The sequence below is a fragment of the Pseudomonas sp. FW305-20 genome (genome assembly GCF_058788075.1).
Window position 1 is genome coordinate 129,296 of sequence record NZ_JBYTAJ010000007.1, and the last position, 16,909, is coordinate 146,204.

Genomic DNA, 16,909 nt, shown 5'->3' on the forward strand with positions numbered 1-16,909 from the left:
ATTCCTGAACACCTAGAGATATTTGTCCGTTACGGCGCCTTCCGAGGCGCTGGACACGGTCTTCGCGTATTTGGCCAACACACCGCGTTTGTACTTGGGTTCCGGGCGCACCCAACGGGTTTTGCGCTCGGCCAGTTCGGCGTCGGAGACATCGACCGTAATCTGCCGTGTTTCGGCGTCGATGGTGATCTTGTCGCCGTCTTCAATCAGCGCGATCGGCCCGCCGTCAAAGGCTTCGGGCGTGATATGGCCCACCACGAACCCGTGTGAACCGCCGGAGAAACGACCGTCGGTGATGAGCGCAACGTCCTTGCCCAGTCCCTTGCCCATGACCGCTGACGTCGGCGAAAGCATTTCGCGCATGCCGGGCCCGCCCTTGGGGCCTTCGTAGCGGATCACGATCACATCGCCGGCCTTGACTTCACCGTTGAGGATGCCGGCCAGCGCACCTTCCTCACCGTGATAGACCCGCGCCGTGCCTTCAAAGCGCAGGCCTTCCTTGCCGGTGATCTTGGCCACGGCGCCGGTTGGCGAAAGGTTGCCGCGCAACACCACCAAATGGGAGTCTTTTTTGATCGGTTGGTCGAAGGGCAGGATCACGTCCTGGCCTGCGGGGTAATCGGGTACGTTTTCCAGGTTTTCGGCCAGGGTCTTGCCGGTGACTGTCAGCGCATCGCCATGCAGCATGCCGGCGGCGAGCATCCGCTTCATCAGCGGCTGGATGCCGCCGATGGCCACCAGTTCGCTCATCATGTATTGGCCGCTGGGACGCAGATCGGCCACCACCGGTGACACCTTGCCCAGCTCGACGAAATCATCCAGCGTCAGCTCGACATCCACGGCATGCGCCATCGCCAGAAGGTGCAGCACGGCATTGGTCGAGCCGGCGAGGGCGATCACCACTCGAATGGCATTTTCAAACGCCTTGCGGGTCATGATGTCCCGCGGTTTGATGTCTCGCTTGAGCAGCTCCATGACCTGCTGGCCAGCGCGGAAACTGTCCGACGCCTTGTCGCTGCCAACGGCGTCCTGAGAGCTGGAACCGGGCAGGCTCATGCCCAGCGCCTCAATCGCGGACGCCATGGTGTTGGCCGTGTACATGCCGCCGCAGGAGCCGGGGCCCGGAATCGCTACTTCCTCGATGTGCTTGACTTGAATCTCGCTGATATCGCCCCGCGCGTGCTGACCCACGGCCTCGAACACGGAGATGATATCGGTGTGGCCGGCGCCCGGCCGGATGGTGCCGCCATAGACGAAGATGGAAGGGCGATTCAGCCGCGCCATACCGATCAGGCACCCCGGCATGTTCTTGTCACATCCGCCCACGGTGACCAGGCCGTCAAAGCCTTCGCAGCCGGCCACGACTTCAATGGAATCGGCGATCACTTCACGCGATACCAGCGAATATTTCATGCCCTCGGTGCCGTTGGCGATGCCGTCGGAAATGGTGATGGTGTTGAAAATGACGCCCTTGGCCCCAGCGGCATTCGCGCCTTTTTCGGCTTCAATGGCCAGCTTGTCGATGTGCATGTTGCAGGGCGTGACCATCGCCCAGGTCGAGGCGATGCCGATCTGCGGTTTCTTGAAATCTTCGTCCGTGAAACCCACGGCCCGCAGCATCGCGCGGCCGGGCGTGCGTTCTACGCCGTCGACCACTTGGGAGGAATATTTGCGCAGATCAACCTTGTCGCTCATGACATCTCCTCACCGGCTCATCGAGAAAAGCACGATGAGTATAGTGGCCGGGGCAGACTATCAAGTCGGGAACAGACGCGCGGGTTTGCCGTGTCGTGATATTCTTCGCCCCAACTTGCTTTGACCTATTCAGTTTGCGTGTCCTTGAGACGCGCCAACAGAATCACTGTCGCTCAAGTAGCTGAAGCCAATAACGATAAGAAGTCAGTTCAGTAGGGACATATAAACTGAGGTCGATGGAGACACGTCGGCCTTGTGTGCCCACCCTCCAATCCTTGTGGGAGCGCAACCCACTGCATGCTGCCTGCATGCCGTGAACCGGGGCCTCAAGCATGGGGATGGAAGGGCGGATGGCGTTTTATCAAAGGTGCTACACATGTTTAAAAAAATGAACACGGCCCTGCTGGGGCTGGCTTTGTCGATGGGGATCACGTCCGTTCACGCGGAAGAGGCAAAGAAAGTCGATGTGCTGCTCATCGGCGGCGGCATCATGAGCGCGACCCTCGGTGTCTGGCTCAATGAGCTGGAACCTGGCACTTCGATGGAAATGATCGAGCGCCTCGACGGCGTCGCCCTGGAAAGCTCCAATGGCTGGAACAACGCCGGTACCGGTCACTCCGCCCTGGCCGAGTTGAACTACACCCCGGAAGACGATAAAGGCAACGTTCAGATCCCGAAAGCCGTTGAAATCAACGAAGCCTTCCAGATCTCCCGTCAGTTCTGGGCCTGGCAGGTTCAGCAAGGCGTGCTGAAGAATCCGCGTTCGTTCATCAACTCCACGCCGCACATGAGCTTCGTGTGGGGCGATGACAACATCAAGTTCCTGAAAAAGCGCTACGAAGCCCTGCAAGCGAGCCCGCTGTTCGCTGGCATGCAGTATTCCGAAGACCCGGCTGTGATCAAGAAGTGGGTTCCGCTGATGATGGAAGGGCGTGACCCGAACCAGAAAGTCGCGGCCACCTGGTCTCCTATCGGGACCGACGTCAACTTCGGCGAGATCACCCGCCAGTTCGTTGCGCACCTGCAAACCACGCCAAAGTTCGACTTGAAACTGTCTAGCGAAGTGCAAGACATCACCAAGAACGAAGACGGCACCTGGCGCGTCAGCTACAAAAACCTCAAAGACGGCAGCAAAACCGAAACCGACGCCAAGTTCGTGTTCATCGGCGCGGGCGGCGGTGCACTGCACCTACTGCAGAAGTCCGGTATTCCTGAAGCCAAGGAATACGCAGGCTTCCCGGTAGGCGGCTCGTTCCTCGTGACCGAGAACCCGACCCTGGCCGAGCAACACCTGGCCAAGGCCTACGGCAAAGCCTCCGTTGGCGCACCGCCAATGTCGGTTCCGCACCTGGACACCCGTGTCCTGGACGGCAAGCGCGTCATCCTGTTTGGCCCATTCGCGACTTTCAGCACCAAGTTCCTGAAAGAAGGCTCGTACCTGGACCTGCTGACCACTACCACCACGCACAACGTGTGGCCAATGACCAAGGTCGGCATCAAGGAGTACCCGCTGGTCGAGTACCTTGCTGGCCAACTGATGCTGTCTGATGAAGACCGCCTCAACGCCCTGAAAGAATACTTCCCGAACGCCAAAGCCGAAGACTGGCGCCTGTGGCAAGCCGGCCAACGCGTGCAGATCATCAAGCGTGATGAAGCCGCTGGCGGCGTGCTGAAGCTGGGTACCGAGATCGTTGCCTCGCAAGACGGCACCATCGCAGGCCTGCTAGGCGCATCGCCGGGTGCTTCGACTGCCGCACCGATCATGCTGACCGTGCTGCAGAAGGTGTTCAAGGACAAGGTTGCATCGCCTGCCTGGCAGGAAAAGCTGCACCAGATCGTGCCGAGCTATGGCACTCAGTTGAATGGCAACCCTGCGAAAGTGGCTGAAGAGTGGGCTTACACCGCCAAGGTGTTGCAGCTGACTCCGCCGCCGGCGATTGGTCAGATGGCGGCTCCGGCGGCTGCTCCGGCTGCTCCGGCCAAGGCGCCGAAGGCTAATGCTGCGACAGATATGGCTCTGTAACTAGAGGCCTGATCAAAAGCCCACTGAACCGGTGACGGTCAGTGGGCTTTTTTGTGCGTGATGGGTCAGCGCTCTCAGCCTTGGGGGCAGGTAGCCAGTGGCCAACCGATGCGCGCTGCACGAAGAAGACTGGCCTTAACAACCATGCGGTGAAAGGGGGCAATAACGAAGATGTAGGCCCGGCCTAAGCGGTTATGGCAATGGACCACGGTTGAAAAAACGAGTTGGCGACTGCCTTCTGGCTCTGCCTCTCCAGAACACAGGATCGATATCCGGAAGTCGAGGTGCTTGTCATCCTCTCCCAACACGATTTCAGTGTGGTTCGTGCTGTAGACCTTGAAGATTCCAACCCGATTGGCAAGTGATGCCAACTGTCTGGCTGTCTTGAGACCAAAACAGGCAACGATAGTGTCTCGGACTTTCATGAGCCATCCGATCCAGGATGGCTGGTGGGAAAGGATGAATCGAGCTAGCAAATCTGGATTGCCGGATGTGCCCGCAGGCAGCCGAATCGCAAAAGCGTCCGCCAGGTTCATCGACTTGTAAAGGTGGGTGATGCCGGACCTCGAGGGGACTGGCACGGACTTAATGAGCTCAAATTCTCGGGGCATCGGTGATCTCTCCTGAGTTCCAACTACTGATTGGACGACATGCCATGTCGCGTTTCCTGCTTAGGCTGTCCGGCACGAGGCACCAACTTCTCCTTGTCGGATACTGAGTCCGATCAAAGCATCATAGAGCGCTTGCTGCCCAGTTGGCAGAACAGGGAGCAACGTCGCCCGGCGCTTGTCGGCATCGAACCAGGATTCAACCAGCCATCCCACCAGATAGAGCGCCGAAAGGCATCCGCCAGCGGTTGCAACGTTTCCCTGGCATACAAGAGGCTGATTCACGGACTCAAGTCCCAGAGCTTGTAATCCCGATCGTGCATCCGGGTGTGTAGTGGCTTGGCCGTTGAGCAGCCCAAGCCGCTCGAGAATGAACGCTCCGGCGCATATGGAGCCGATTCGCTGGCGCCTGGAGTCAAGTTCAAACGACGGCAGGAAATCCGGGGCGGCAAGTGCAGCGGGTATCCCTTCCTTGCCGCTGACGAACAATACCGCGTCAGCACTATTGGCCTCGGAAAGCGGACCGTGCACCGAAACAGGCAAGCCGTGCGCCGATCGCACGATAGCGCTGGAACCCAATATTCGGACGTGCCAGTCCTCAGTATTACGGCCTAAGATGTCCCACATCAGGAACAGGTCGATATCAGTGAATTGGTCGAAAGCAACCAGAACGATTTTTTTCAAGGCGAGCTCCATGAAAAGTGCGGCGTGCAAAACGCAACGGCCATCTTTGCTGGTGTTCGCAGCGTATCAATCGGTTGCGCACCATACACAGTCTGTATGGCGCTAAATATGGAGCGAAAAAACTGGTGAGCACACTAACTCGTAACCATTGGATCGCGGCTGGTTTTGAGGCCCTCGACCAAATAGGGCATGTTGGCGTTTCGGCCGAGAGCCTATCGCGCCGATTGAATGTGACCCGCGGATCGTTCTATCACCATTTCCGCAATCGCGAAGACTTTGTCCGCACCTTGCTGGCCGCTTGGGAAGAAGACTACACGGAGCGCATGCTCGCTTATGCGGCGCAGGGTCGTAGCGCGGGCGAAACCTTGAAACGCTACTTGAATATTGCCGCTGAGAAACAACCTGGGCGGGAAGTTGCCATCCGAGCCTGGTCGCTGCACGATCCGTTGGTAGGCGAGTTTCAGCAGCGTGTGGATACAAGACGTCTGGACTTCGCGATACGAACTTGCCGCCGCTTGGTCCATCTGCCAGGCGAAGCAGAAGTGATCGGGCTTGTGGCCCATATGTGCCTGATTGGTGGTCAACAGGCAGGGCTGCGGCGCGATGCCGCTCGCTTCAACAGTTTCATGCATCGAGCCTTTTCTCTTTTCGAAGGGGCTCTTCCACCGTGGCGGGCCTGACGCGCGCTGTAACAATAGCGATTAATGGAGACTTCGCATCCGTCATAACGCTACTGCGTTGGTTTTTGCTCAATGTCCTCCGAATCGCTAGAGGTGGCCGCATCTTTTTCCATCGCTTCCGGGTCGGCGCCGGAGTTTGAACCCGAAGCTTCCTCACCTTTTTTGTCGGCCTTTTCCTCTTTGGATTCAGTGCCCTGGGTCTGATTGATTCCGGGGAGCGTGGCAGGTGGCACAGCAGCATCTTCAGTGACCTTTTCGGTCGCAAGTGAGAAAAGCGGGCAGGCGAACAGGCCTGCGATGGTGAGTGCAGCAATTGTCCTGTTCATCAGATGGGCCTGCCGTGTGAGGGGATGTACAGCGTTGGAAAAAGCGGGAAAGGGAAGGTGCTAAGAAGCTGACAAACGGTGTCTCCCGAGTTCGCAGCTCCATCGGGCCAAAGCAGTGCCTTCTTCTGTCACGATAATGTGGCTTAAGATCACTGAAGACTGGATTGATACATCTCGACTAAAGGACGCGACAATTATGGAAATCCACTTTTCTCAAATCAGCGAGCGTTTGAACAATCGCCGATTTTCAGTAGCAGACAACGCCCAAGGGCTGTCCGATGCACGCACAATATTTCACTACCATGTCGAGGAAAATGCTGTTTGGGGTACTTACAAGGGCGGCCATATCCGCCTGGGTAATCAAGTCGGACGTGCGACGGGCCCCGATACCATTGAGCTTCTTTATCAGTGCCTGACTACGGATGGTGAGATTCTTTCCGGCTGGTCCCGGGGCACGGTAGGCATTGATCACGCAGGACGTACCACGCTGACCTTCGTATGGGGTTGGCTGTCGGGCGCGACTGGAGGTGGGGAGTCGAGCTATGTCGAGCTTGTCGCGTAGCGGTTAAGTATTTTTTTGATAATTCCGCAGGGTGTTTTCGTAAAGGATCAACTCCCCTGATGACCATGATAAAGCAGCTATAAAACGTGCAATAAACCATCCATGAATACTCCCGAAAAAGTCGCCTCGACCGGTCCGATGAGAAACACAGGTCCCACGCCATCCCATTGAACCGTTACGGTTCCGCCATCACATTCAACCTCAACGGAGTTATCTAACAAGCCACGACGAATTCCGTTAACAGCGGCACCGCAAGAGCAGGAACCTGAACCGAGCGGAATGCCACCCCAGCGCTCCCAAATGCGCAACCGAATATGTTTTCGGTCGATGATCTGGACGAAATGCACGTTCGTCCTGAGTGGAAACAGGGGGTTGGTTTCAATTGTCGGGCCGATGGTCGCTATATCGATGGCTGTTAGATCCTCCACGAAATAGGTGCAGTGCGGATTTCCCATGCTGCAAGCTGTTGGGTCACCGGTAAGTGGCAAAACAGCAGTGTCCAGTTCCAGAGCCAGGGGAATATCCGACCAGCTGAAAAGCGGCTCTCCCATGTTGACGGAAATTGCGCCGGTTGAAGTTCGTTCGCAAGTGAGTAGACCACGGTTGGTTCGGAGCGCTATCGAAGTGCTGTTCGATTCGCGCATCAGCATATGCGCGGCGCCCCGCGTGGCACTGCCACAAACATCCAGTGTGGAGCCATCAGCATTCCAAAACATCAAACGCGCATCGGCATCATCGCAATCGAGCACCACCGCAAGTTGATTGAATCCGACGCCTCGGTTGCGATCACCCATTCGCCGAGCGAGGGCACTTGTCATTGGGTTGGCCGCGTTTCGTGAGTCCACTACAACGAAGTCATCGCCATTGGCGTGCATTTTTTGAAAACTCAGCGGCATACAAAGATCCTGGCGCAATTGATGTTTAAAGGCGATCCAGCCCCAACTCGGTGTTCTGATCCGTATTTTCCTGCGCTATCTGCATCTGTAACGCACACAGCCGCCGCCTCACAATAACGGCACGCTCCGCACTCGCAGCGAACGCTGCACCGCAAACTCATAATGTAGGAGGCCCAATGGGCAAGATGGCGATTTTCCTGGGTGGATTTCTGGTGTTGACCATTCTGATTGGTGCCCTGGCCACGATCTCTCCGGCTTAGTCCTTCCGGCGATCAAACGTCTTCACGCCAACGCCGGCGCAAAGTGCAGCACGACCATGCGCACCAGGTGATGGGTCAGGACGGTTACTGGCGATCAATGCAGTGGCGAGTATTGAACCAAGCAACAGGCCATGGGGGAGACCGGCATATTGCAGTGCGGTGCCGACGCCGCTGGCGATCAGCAAACACAGTAGGGTTTTCAAATGAGTCTTCCTTGATTCCTGTTGAACCCAACGCTTGCATCCGGGCCACGCACGTTGTCCCACCTAACGGTCTGAAGCGTCAAGTGACATCCCTTTCGAGGCAAAACCTGGGTTGAACCCCTGTCTTCGGCTGAGACCTAATCAGTAGTAATCGCAGGAGGGCAAAACCATGTCTGAAGCTATCAGCTATTTTTCAATCGCTGTCGCGGTGTTCATTCTGCTCGTTGACCTTTGGGCCATCATCAGTGTGTTTCGCAGCGACAAAACGGTGGGGGTGAAAGCCGCTTGGGCTATCGGCCTCATCCTCTTTCCGGTGATTGGAGTGATCGTTTGGGGTGTTGCAGGGCCGCGCGGAATCAAGGAGGGGCCAACCTCGCAGGAACACAGCAAAGGATAAAACCTTGTCCGTTTGTCGACAGCGTTGAAGGTTTTTTGAAATTTACCAAAGCAGGAGACAGCCATGAAAAAACTATACGTGTGCCTTACCCTCGGCAGCCTGTTTCTGCTGCAGGGTTGCTTCGATAGCTCAAAAAATACAACCAAGCAAAATACCGACGGCACCAAATCATCGGTGCAGATGCAAGAAGGTAAGGCTGAACAGAGCAAGTAATGCCCCAGGACGATGAAGGAGAGACGTTCAAATACGATTTGGAGCAGCGGGATCTATTGCGACCGGGGCGATGACGGCTTCAGGCGATTATCTCAATCGAGGTGGTAGCGCTCCAGATCACGCGCCAGGAACAATTCGCGTGCCGCTGACATTTCTATTCCGGGTAAGGGACACCCGCTGAAGTGCCAGGAAAAATGAGATCCATGACCGACCCTTCATCGTCGAAACCGATCTTGAAGTTCTTTCATGCATTCACCAGCCGGCTCGAAAATTGCGAAATTGCCAAGGGTCGTCCGGCTGATGCTGTGCTCCGGAAACTCATGGCTGCCCCAGCCAAGTTCAGCGGGCTGGCATGCCTCCGGGGATGAAGCCTTCCACTGACCATGTGTTTACGAACTCTCCGATTTCTTTACGGCGATCAGCACACTGAGAATCGTATTCGGCGATATGAATGACTTTCACTCCAAGGTCATAGGCTTGGTCGCCGTGTTGTGCTCATGATTAAATCTCCGCATTCAATCTTTGCGCGAGAAATGTAGCGCTGTTTAAAGTGCGACAATTTCTGGATGTTTCGGTGCCATTGAGGCGATGGGTATTAGCGCACCAGTTGCTCCACCAACTCATCGGTCACGTAGTGCGGTCCGTCGAACAGGTAGAGCGGGTAACCGTCATAGGCCGCCAATTGGGTCTTGAGCTCGGCGGCCGTGGCGGAGCGGAATCCGCCACCGAAACTCGGGCGAAAGGCTTCGACGATGATGCGCACACGTTTTTCACCCAGACGTTGGCGCAAGGCGTCGGCGTAGGTTCTGGCGACCGGCGCGCTGCGGGCGTAGACACCGACGCCGTCCTGGAAGAACACGCCGATGTCATCCGGCAGCCAGCGTTTGAGCCATTCGGCCGTGGCGACCGGGCCGATATTGGCGCCGTCATAAACACTGATCCATAACGGTCGCGGTAATTTGGCCAGCAGGGCGGGCAGCTCTTTGGCACGGGTCCAGCTCGGGTCGACTTCGACGGGGAAATACCAGCCGGTGACGTTTAACGGCGTGGGCAGTTTGGCGATGCGTTCCGAGACAGCAGCCAGTTGCTCGATGTTGTCCCGTGAACGGTTTTCGCTGAAATAACCCGCCAGCCCAAGGATGACATCCTGCGCCCAGGGCGCCTTGGCGATGCGCGCCCAATCGGGTAGTACCGGCACGCCGGGCAAGCCGGTACCGGGAATGAAGGCCTGATCGTCAACGACGGTCCACTGCACCAGCAACTCACGAGCCCCGAGTTTTTCCCAGTGCCCGTTGATGCCGACGGTCTGGTTGTCCGGCTGCCAGACGATGCCGACAATCCCCGGTTCGACAGCCTGGGTGCGCGTCACGTAGAGCACGCCGGTCGTGGCGGCAAGCGTGACGGCAAACAGGAGCGCGGCAACTGTCGTGCGACTGACGTTGTAGTTAAAGACTTTCACGGCAGTGCCTTTCAATAGGAATAAGTCAGGCGCCCGAACACGCCTTGAGCGCGATCGTCACCCAGCACCTTCACGCGATACTGCAAGGAAAAATCCACGTAGGAGCGGGGAGCGTTGTAGGCATCCTCGCGGAACCAGTAGCGAACGTTATTACCGACACCCACGCCACCGGCCTTGCCGGATGATGAGCCGGTGCTGCCATCGGCATCGGTCCCGCTGTTCATTTTGGAATCGTAGTCGAACGCCGCCACGACATGCGGGAAACTCACCCAGCGCGAGCCTGCTCCACCAATCGCGTAGCTGCGACCCACCTGCCATTCGCTGTTGAAATAGTCTCGCGAGTCGTTGATGTAGTGCCCGGCCTCGGCGAACAACTGCGAGGTCCACCAGCTGGAGGCATCGACCCGCAGATCGGTGCCGATGCTTGAACCGTAGCCCAGGCGCACCAGCCAATCACCGTCAATGTCCGACGATCCCAACGGGAACGTGCGTTCGACCGCGGCCATCACATTCAGCGAGGTGAACGGTTTGACCCGTACGCCGACAGCGCCTTGCAGCGCATCGAAACCAGTGTCCGAATCGCCGTTCTTGCTCCACAGCGTGTCAGTGACGCGTCCGTAGAGTTCGACGAAACGGGCGTTGCGATAACCCAAGGGACGCCAGGACAGTTCGGTGCTGTTCTGCAAGCTGTCATTGCTACTGCCGCCGCTCGGGGCTGAACTCAGGCCACTGCTGGAATTGTTGCCGCGATAACTGGTGGTGCTGGTCAAGCCCCAGGTGCGCGAAACATCGGCCACTGCGCGGCGGGTATCGAACAACTGCTGCGCCGACATGTCCCGTTCGCCGGAGGCTTGTGCGTCGATGACACGCTTGAAGTAGCTGACGGCTTGCTCGTCGTCATTGACCCGCATTGCGGTATACGCCGCGTCCTGCGTTGCCGTCGGCGTGAGCGGGTTATCGGCATCGGCGTTGCGGAACGACGTGTGGGCGCCGTCGTCATCACCCGCCTGGACGGACAGGTAGGCGATCTGCAGATCGCTCATCGATTCCAGTTCGCCCGTTGCCCGTGCTTGCTGCAATCGCTCGCGCGCAGTTCGGCGCTGACCGATCGCCGCATACAGGCTGGCCTCCTCGTAAGCGGGCAAGCTGCCCAGTGCCAAGGCCTGGGTAAAGTCCTTGCGAGCCCCGGCATCGTCCCCCGATTGCTGACGCAGACGACCACGCTGGGCCAACAGTTGCGCGTCATCGGCATTGAACTTGAGGCCGTCGTTGGCTGCGGTGATGGCTTCGGGGAAGCGTTTCTGCTCACTCAGGGCGCTGACCAACAGACGTCGGTAGGCCGGATTTTCCGGTGCGCGATCAATGGCTACCTTCGCCAGGGCAACTGCCGTCTCGGGGGCCTTGCGGGCCAACGCCGCGTAGGCCTGGGAGGCCATGTCGGTTCCCCCGTCGCGCCGGTTGCCCGGCCAGATATTGCAGACCAGGCCGAAGGCACTTTCCTGACAGTTCAATGCGGGTGCCGGAAAGAGGGCGACAGCGTTCAAGCCGTTGTTTTTCTGCCGCAACGCCATTCGCGCGGCAGTCCGTCGGCGGGCCAGTTCGCCGCTGTCATCGTCGGTCAGTGGCTGCAAATGATCGAGCGCCTGCTGCGGCTCGCCATGGGCCAACGCGGTGTCGGCGGCGAAAAACCGAATGTGGCGGGTTTCCGCTTTCGGCAGGCCATCGACGGCCAGCGCGTGATTCAGGTCAGCCTGGGCTAACCGGGTTTTGCCCTGGCGATCGAGGGCGTAGCTGCGCAAAATCCACGGCGCAGCGTCCCTATCGTCCTGTGCCAATGCTGCAGACGCAGCCTGTTCGGCGCCGCGGTAATCCTTGCCAGCCAGCAGCGCACTGATCAGCAGTTGCTGATTGGCGCTGATCTCGGGCGCCCAGGCGACGGCTTTCCTGGCCTGGTCAACGGCCAAGGTCACATTGCCTTGCTCCAGGGCGTGATACCCCTGTACCGCCAGCGGCGCCGCCAGTTGACGACGAATTACTTCACGCCGCACCAGCAACGTATCGTCGTCCGGGAACATCGCCAGTGCCTGGGTGGTGGCCTGATCCGCTTCTTGCAGATGCTGTTGACGCTGCAAGGACTCGATTAGCAGCAGCCGATAATCCATGCGTTTCGGCGCCTGGGCGACAGCGGTGCGTGCCGCCTGGGCAGCCGCGCCGAAGTCATCGCGATCATAGGCCTTGAACGCCTTTGCCGCGGCGCCGAAGCCCGGGGCTTGGCGCGACTGTGGGTAGCGTTTGGGATGATCCCGCAGATCCTTGTCGCGCTGGGCCAAGGTAATCAGCGTGTTCAAACGGGTGATATCGGCCCGCTGACGCAACGCCTCGCGGGCCTTGGCAATGGCCAGGTCGTAGTCTTTGCGTTCGTAAGCGCTATAGGCCTCGTTGGCCGTGACATAGGCCGGGCCGGTCAACGGCAATGGCAGCGTCTCGGCAGGCGCAACGGCGGGTATCAGGCACAGTCCCGTGGCCATTAGGGTCAGGAAGGGACGGTTCATGCCGGAAGTTCCTCAGGGTAGTGGCTGTGCTGACGGGCCACGGCCTTTTCGATGGTGGAGCGGGGCAACACGCCGCTGTCGACCAGATAGTCGCCGATGCGTCCGTGATGCTGTGGGCGGTACTGCAACATGGCGCGACTGAACACGTCGCGATCCAGTAGCCCCATTTCGATCAGCAGGTCACCCAACAGTGGCGCTCGCGCATCCGGCACCGATTGGCCTTCACGCACGTTCTGTTGACGCAACTGCGCGACGATTTCGCTTTCCCGGGCAATCAGCTGTAGCGGTTCGGTGCCCAGTTCATCGCTGATCTGTTGCAGGCCTTCAGCCGTCAGCGGACTGGCCACCGCGACTTGCGCGCGGCCGTCGGCATTCAAGCCAAGCGGCACTACGCGCCAGCGCAGGGCGAATTCATCGTCCAGGGCCTGGGTGGAATCCTGAGCCATGGCCGCCACATTGAACACGCGCGGCAAGTCGTTCTGAAAGGCAATGGCTTCAGCCAGTGTCTCGTCATCCAGCCAGCCGTTACTGAGCAATATCCGCCCCAATGGCATGTGCCGGGTTTTCTGTTCGGCGAGGGCGCTTTGCAGGTCGGTTTCGTTGATCGCCTGCCACGACAGCAATACGCTGCCCAACTTGCGCGGTGCGAAGGCAACCAGGTCGGTGGACGGGAAGTCGTGCATGGTCTTGTCCCACACCAGCTTGCGGTTCAGCACCTTGCCGACCAGGAACATGCGCCAGGCCCGTGAGGCGGCCATGAAGTTGACAAAGTTGCCCACGACCATCCGCGGAATGGACAGCAAACCATGCTGCCAGCCGTACAGCACGGTGGTGAAATAGCAGCGGTGTGCGATGCGCCAGGCCAGCGCGATACCGTTGGCCAGCAGCAAGTATTTGATCACGCCACTGGTTTCAAACGGGGTCGGGAAGCTCACATCCCACAGGCCACTCTGGCGCAGGATAATCAGGCCCAGCAACTGCAAGAGAATCACATAGGCGATGATGCTGACGAACGCCGTCACTATGCCTTTGCGGTCACGGAACAGCAGGTATCGGTTGGCCAGTGAGCCGCTCCAGCCCATTTGCTCCCAGCCTTGCAGGCCGATGCCCAATGTCCAGCGGGCTTTCTGGCGAAACGCAGTGCGAAAGGTGTCGGGAAAGAATTCACGCACGCACAACGGCATCTTCAGGGTCGATTCGTAAGGCTTGCGAAACCATGATTTGCGTAGCACGCGAAACTGCACCGGGAAGCGTACGAAGATCGCGTTCATGCCGACCTTGGCCAGGCGTGCGCCGACGTCATAGTCCTCGGTGAGGCTGTCCGTGTTGAACGGTTGGTTCTGGGTTTCCCCGGCCAGTACTCGCAGGGCACGATGGGAGAAACAGGTACCGACTCCGGCCGATGGCACCGTGTCGGTCATGCTTTCACGCACCACCAGATCCTTGCCATGCCATTCGGCGAATTCGTCCATGTAAGTGCCGGCCACCCATTCGTACCAGTTGCGCTCCAGCGAAACCACGGGCAACTGGATCATGTCCTTGCGCGGCAGCAAGTAGTTGAACAGGCGCAACTCCAGCGGGTGCAGCACGTCCTCGCTGTCGTGCAACACGACGCCAGCGAAGGTCATGCCGTGGGTTTTTTCGTGCAGGAAGATGGCCTGGATCACCCAGTTCAGGCAGTCGGCCTTGCAGGTTGGCCCGGCATGCGGGACTTCCACGCGATGCAGCTGCTTGTAACGCCGACGCATGCGTTCCACTTCATCGATGGTGCGCTGGTCGTTGATGTAGGTGCCGACGAAGACCACATAGTTCTGGTAATCGAGGGTCGAGACCATGTTTTCGATCATCGGGGCGATGACGTCATATTCCAGCCAGGCCGGGACCATGATTGCCAGAGGCTGTTCATCCCGGGCCATCAACTGTTCGGCGGTCAGCGGCCGGTACCTGCGGTCCGCAGTGAACTTGCGGAACAGGCGGCGAGACCAGTACCACAGGTCAATAAACAGGTCGTCCAGGCTGGAAATCAGGATCAGCACCGCGACCACGATGGTCGCGATCTCCAGGAAGCTGTAGTAGTGGGCCAGCCAATAGGGCCAATAGAGCGACGTCATCGAGGGCTTCCGTTACTGGCGATTGCGACGGGCGTTACGGCCAGCCAGCATCAGGATGAGGACCAACAGGATTCCACCCGGAATCAGCCACAACAGCGACGGCGTGCGCCAGGCGTCCAGGCTCTTGGGTTCGTCGTTGTCGATCAGTTGGCTGCCACTTGGATCCTTGGCATCGAAGGTGGACAGCACGCCGTTATCACCGAGGATGGCCACGTCGCCGCGGGTCAGCAGAATCTGCCTGGCGAAGCGGGGCGCGTCGTTGCCCAGGGCGTGATAGACCAGACCGTGTTGGCCGCCAGCATCCACCACTTGCAGCGAGGCCAGATGATTGAGGGGATGGACGTCCAGCAGCACCTGATCCTTGTGATTGATGCGCAGGCGACCCTGCTCATCGACCTGCACCGACTCTTTGCTGTCCTTGATCGGCAGCTCGAACGCCAGGAAGGCTTTGTCCGGCGTGGCCGAAACCTTGGAGTCGGCGCTGACGCTCAAGTGCGCACGCAACGGTGAAACGCCGGTGGCATCAGCGACCGAAATCACTTGCGGCAAACTGCTCGCCGGTTGCTCAAGGTAGGCCTGCGGCACGAGGATTTGCGCGTCCATGGCAAAGCGCGCAGCCATGCCGGAGAAGTCATCATCCAACGCGGTTTTTTCCAGCACGATGTGGCTGGTCGGCAGCACTGAGACCGGGAAGGCCTGTGGTGTTTCCAGGCAACGGTCGCTGACCGGCTGACGCTGGAAAGAGACGCGCAGCACGTTTTTCGAACCCAGGGCGTACCGCGGGATTCGCGCTTCGATGCGTTGCTTCTCACCGTCGGCCACCAGCTGTTGCGCGCCGATCAGGTAATCGTTGAGAAACAGCGAGGCCACCGGCGCGGTATCCGAGGCGCCAGGGGCGGCAGACACATCGATCACGGCCTTCACCGGCAAACGACCGTCGTAGGCGACGCTACCCAGCGGGAACGAGGTGCTCCAGTCGGATTTGGCCAGCACGTCAATGGCGCCGGCGTTTCCACCCAGGCGCGACAAGGCCACGCGGCCGTCGGCGCTCAAGGGCATTTGTGCTTCGCTGACGGTCAATTGGCGGCTGCGTGCCAATGTGTTCCAGGCTGAACTGAACAAGGCCAGTGCCTTGCCGGTCGCTTGTGGCGCGATCATCAGCACCGGGCGGGTGCCCAGCAATGCGAGGCGCACGTTGTCCGTGCCGGTGGCGGCCAGGCCTGCGTTGATATGCCGCTCACGCCATTGCGTAAAGGCGCGGGCTGCCGTTGCGTCCAGGCCTTGAACCTGGCTCTGCAACGCGTCCAGGGATTGGTTGACGGCATTGAGCAGTTGCGGATCGTTGACGGCCAGATCCGCCTGGACGTTCGGCGTCTGTCCCAACATCAACAGGGCGCCGATTTCTGCCGGGTTCGCCAGAACGTGCGGGCCTTTAACGTTGAGGCTGGCGAAGGCTGGAATCATTTGCAGTTCGGCCGGAATGCGCAGGCCGGTCAGGTCAACGCTGTCCTGCACGGCGGGGAAGGGCAGGATGCGGCTGTGTTTGCCAATCCGCTCCAGTGCCACACCCAGGCGCCAGGCCGCGTCGTAGCTTTCGGCGGACAAGGTGCCCGGCGCGACCATGATCCCCGGCTTGCCGGGCAATGCCGTCCAGGCGGCACCGACGTCCTGCAACTGGCTGGCGTCGTAGCTGTAAGTGAGGCGGGTGTCCGGTTCGATGCGCAACACGTTGCCGATGGCGCGTTCGTCTTCGCACAGCACACGGGACACGATTGACGACCAGGCAACCCCGAGGCGTAACGAGCCGTTTTCTCGCGCTTTCTTATCCACGCCGAGCGTGACGCTGGCGTCGCCCTGGGGTTCGCTGAGCCCTTGCGCGCTCACCGGATAGCCGTCCAGCGACAACAGCAGCGTGTTGCGGCCGCCTTCGCCATTGAGGTAGCTGGCGTCGAAATTCAGGGTGGCATCCGTCAGCGGCACACCCGCCGGTACCGGCAGATACAGTTCGCGCCGGGCATCGGTCGAACCGAGGATGATGGGAGCGTCGATCCCCAGATCGCTCAAGCGGACCTCACGCTCCTGGCGCGTGTCGGCATTGAGCCGGTTGATCGCCTGGGTGAGCGGGCTGTCCGCGGCCAGAGCAAAGGTCGGCATGAGTGCGAGCAGACTCACGCCACAGGCAAGGGCGCTGAGCGCACCCGTATGGATGGCAACGGAAGACTTCATTCAGGTAGATCTCG

The 16,909-nt window shown here is 59.2% G+C and carries 15 protein-coding genes and 1 pseudogene; 5 read left to right on the forward strand and 11 right to left on the reverse strand.

Translation table 11 applies throughout. The features are described from left to right. Positions 1-12 precede the first annotated feature (12 nt). On the reverse strand, positions 13-1,695 hold the full coding sequence (ilvD, locus tag AC3WP4_RS08630; RefSeq protein WP_102615414.1) for a dihydroxy-acid dehydratase: 1,683 nt from the start codon (positions 1,693-1,695) through the stop codon (positions 13-15). Positions 1,696-2,071: 376 nt separating this feature from the next. Here ilvD and mqo point away from each other — a divergent pair, with 376 nt between their 5' ends. After that, on the forward strand, positions 2,072-3,718 hold the full coding sequence (mqo, locus tag AC3WP4_RS08635) for a malate dehydrogenase (quinone) (RefSeq protein ID WP_102615415.1): 1,647 nt from the start codon (positions 2,072-2,074) through the stop codon (positions 3,716-3,718). Positions 3,719-3,792: 74 nt separating this feature from the next. On the opposite strand, the gene AC3WP4_RS08640 is transcribed toward mqo, so the two are convergent. Then, positions 3,793-4,329 (reverse strand): DUF2867 domain-containing protein, encoded by a 537-nt coding sequence (locus tag AC3WP4_RS08640; RefSeq protein WP_074876087.1) that lies wholly within the window; start codon positions 4,327-4,329, stop codon positions 3,793-3,795. Between the two features lie 60 nt (positions 4,330-4,389). Beyond that, the gene (locus tag AC3WP4_RS08645) at positions 4,390-5,010 is read right to left on the reverse strand and encodes a DJ-1/PfpI family protein (protein WP_102615443.1); all 621 of its coding nucleotides are present in this window, start codon (positions 5,008-5,010) and stop codon (positions 4,390-4,392) included. Positions 5,011-5,135: 125 nt separating this feature from the next. Here AC3WP4_RS08645 and AC3WP4_RS08650 point away from each other — a divergent pair, with 125 nt between their 5' ends. Then, complete coding sequence (locus AC3WP4_RS08650; RefSeq protein ID WP_074876089.1) at positions 5,136-5,690, forward strand: TetR/AcrR family transcriptional regulator; 555 nt, start codon at positions 5,136-5,138, stop codon at positions 5,688-5,690. A 50-nt stretch (positions 5,691-5,740) separates the two neighbouring features. On the opposite strand, the gene AC3WP4_RS08655 is transcribed toward AC3WP4_RS08650, so the two are convergent. Next, positions 5,741-6,016, reverse strand: coding sequence for a hypothetical protein (locus AC3WP4_RS08655; protein WP_074876091.1), 276 nt, complete (start codon positions 6,014-6,016; stop codon positions 5,741-5,743). 196 nt (positions 6,017-6,212) lie between these two features. Here AC3WP4_RS08655 and AC3WP4_RS08660 point away from each other — a divergent pair, with 196 nt between their 5' ends. Continuing rightward, positions 6,213-6,578, forward strand: a complete 366-nt coding sequence (locus AC3WP4_RS08660; protein ID WP_102615416.1) for an avidin-fold protein — start codon at positions 6,213-6,215, stop codon at positions 6,576-6,578. Positions 6,579-6,655: 77 nt separating this feature from the next. Here AC3WP4_RS08660 and dapF read toward each other — a convergent pair whose 3' ends face one another. Continuing rightward, complete coding sequence (dapF, locus tag AC3WP4_RS08665) at positions 6,656-7,474, reverse strand: diaminopimelate epimerase (RefSeq protein WP_102615417.1); 819 nt, start codon at positions 7,472-7,474, stop codon at positions 6,656-6,658. A gap of 256 nt (positions 7,475-7,730) precedes the next feature. Beyond that, complete coding sequence (locus AC3WP4_RS08670; RefSeq protein WP_309475426.1) at positions 7,731-7,937, reverse strand: hypothetical protein; 207 nt, start codon at positions 7,935-7,937, stop codon at positions 7,731-7,733. A gap of 169 nt (positions 7,938-8,106) precedes the next feature. On the opposite strand from AC3WP4_RS08670, the gene AC3WP4_RS08675 reads away from it, so the two are divergent. Together AC3WP4_RS08675 and AC3WP4_RS08680 are read left to right on the forward strand one after the other, a co-directional pair. Further along, the gene (locus tag AC3WP4_RS08675; protein ID WP_102615418.1) at positions 8,107-8,334 is read left to right on the forward strand and encodes a PLD nuclease N-terminal domain-containing protein; all 228 of its coding nucleotides are present in this window, start codon (positions 8,107-8,109) and stop codon (positions 8,332-8,334) included. Between the two features lie 63 nt (positions 8,335-8,397). Beyond that, a complete protein-coding gene (locus tag AC3WP4_RS08680; protein ID WP_162842858.1) occupies positions 8,398-8,547 on the forward strand; it encodes a hypothetical protein in 150 nt (49 codons plus the stop codon). 317 nt (positions 8,548-8,864) lie between these two features. Here the strand turns inward: AC3WP4_RS08680 and AC3WP4_RS08685 are convergent. From AC3WP4_RS08685 to AC3WP4_RS08705, 5 genes and pseudogenes are all read right to left on the reverse strand, one after another. After that, positions 8,865-9,015: pseudogene (locus AC3WP4_RS08685) on the reverse strand (saccharopine dehydrogenase NADP-binding domain-containing protein); the annotation flags it as partial. 127 nt (positions 9,016-9,142) lie between these two features. Continuing rightward, positions 9,143-10,006 carry an alpha-amylase family protein gene (locus tag AC3WP4_RS08690; protein WP_102615444.1) on the reverse strand — a complete coding sequence of 288 codons (864 nt, stop codon included), beginning with the start codon at positions 10,004-10,006 and terminating at the stop codon, positions 9,143-9,145. 11 nt (positions 10,007-10,017) lie between these two features. Beyond that, positions 10,018-12,558, reverse strand: coding sequence for a bacteriophage N4 adsorption protein A (locus AC3WP4_RS08695; RefSeq protein ID WP_102615419.1), 2,541 nt, complete (start codon positions 12,556-12,558; stop codon positions 10,018-10,020). After that, a complete protein-coding gene (locus AC3WP4_RS08700; RefSeq protein ID WP_102615420.1) occupies positions 12,555-14,669 on the reverse strand; it encodes a glycosyl transferase family protein in 2,115 nt (704 codons plus the stop codon). The genes AC3WP4_RS08695 and AC3WP4_RS08700 overlap by 4 nt, the downstream gene beginning before the upstream one ends. Before the next feature lie 12 nt (positions 14,670-14,681). Next, the gene (locus AC3WP4_RS08705) at positions 14,682-16,895 is read right to left on the reverse strand and encodes a hypothetical protein (protein WP_102615421.1); all 2,214 of its coding nucleotides are present in this window, start codon (positions 16,893-16,895) and stop codon (positions 14,682-14,684) included. Positions 16,896-16,909 lie beyond the last annotated feature (14 nt).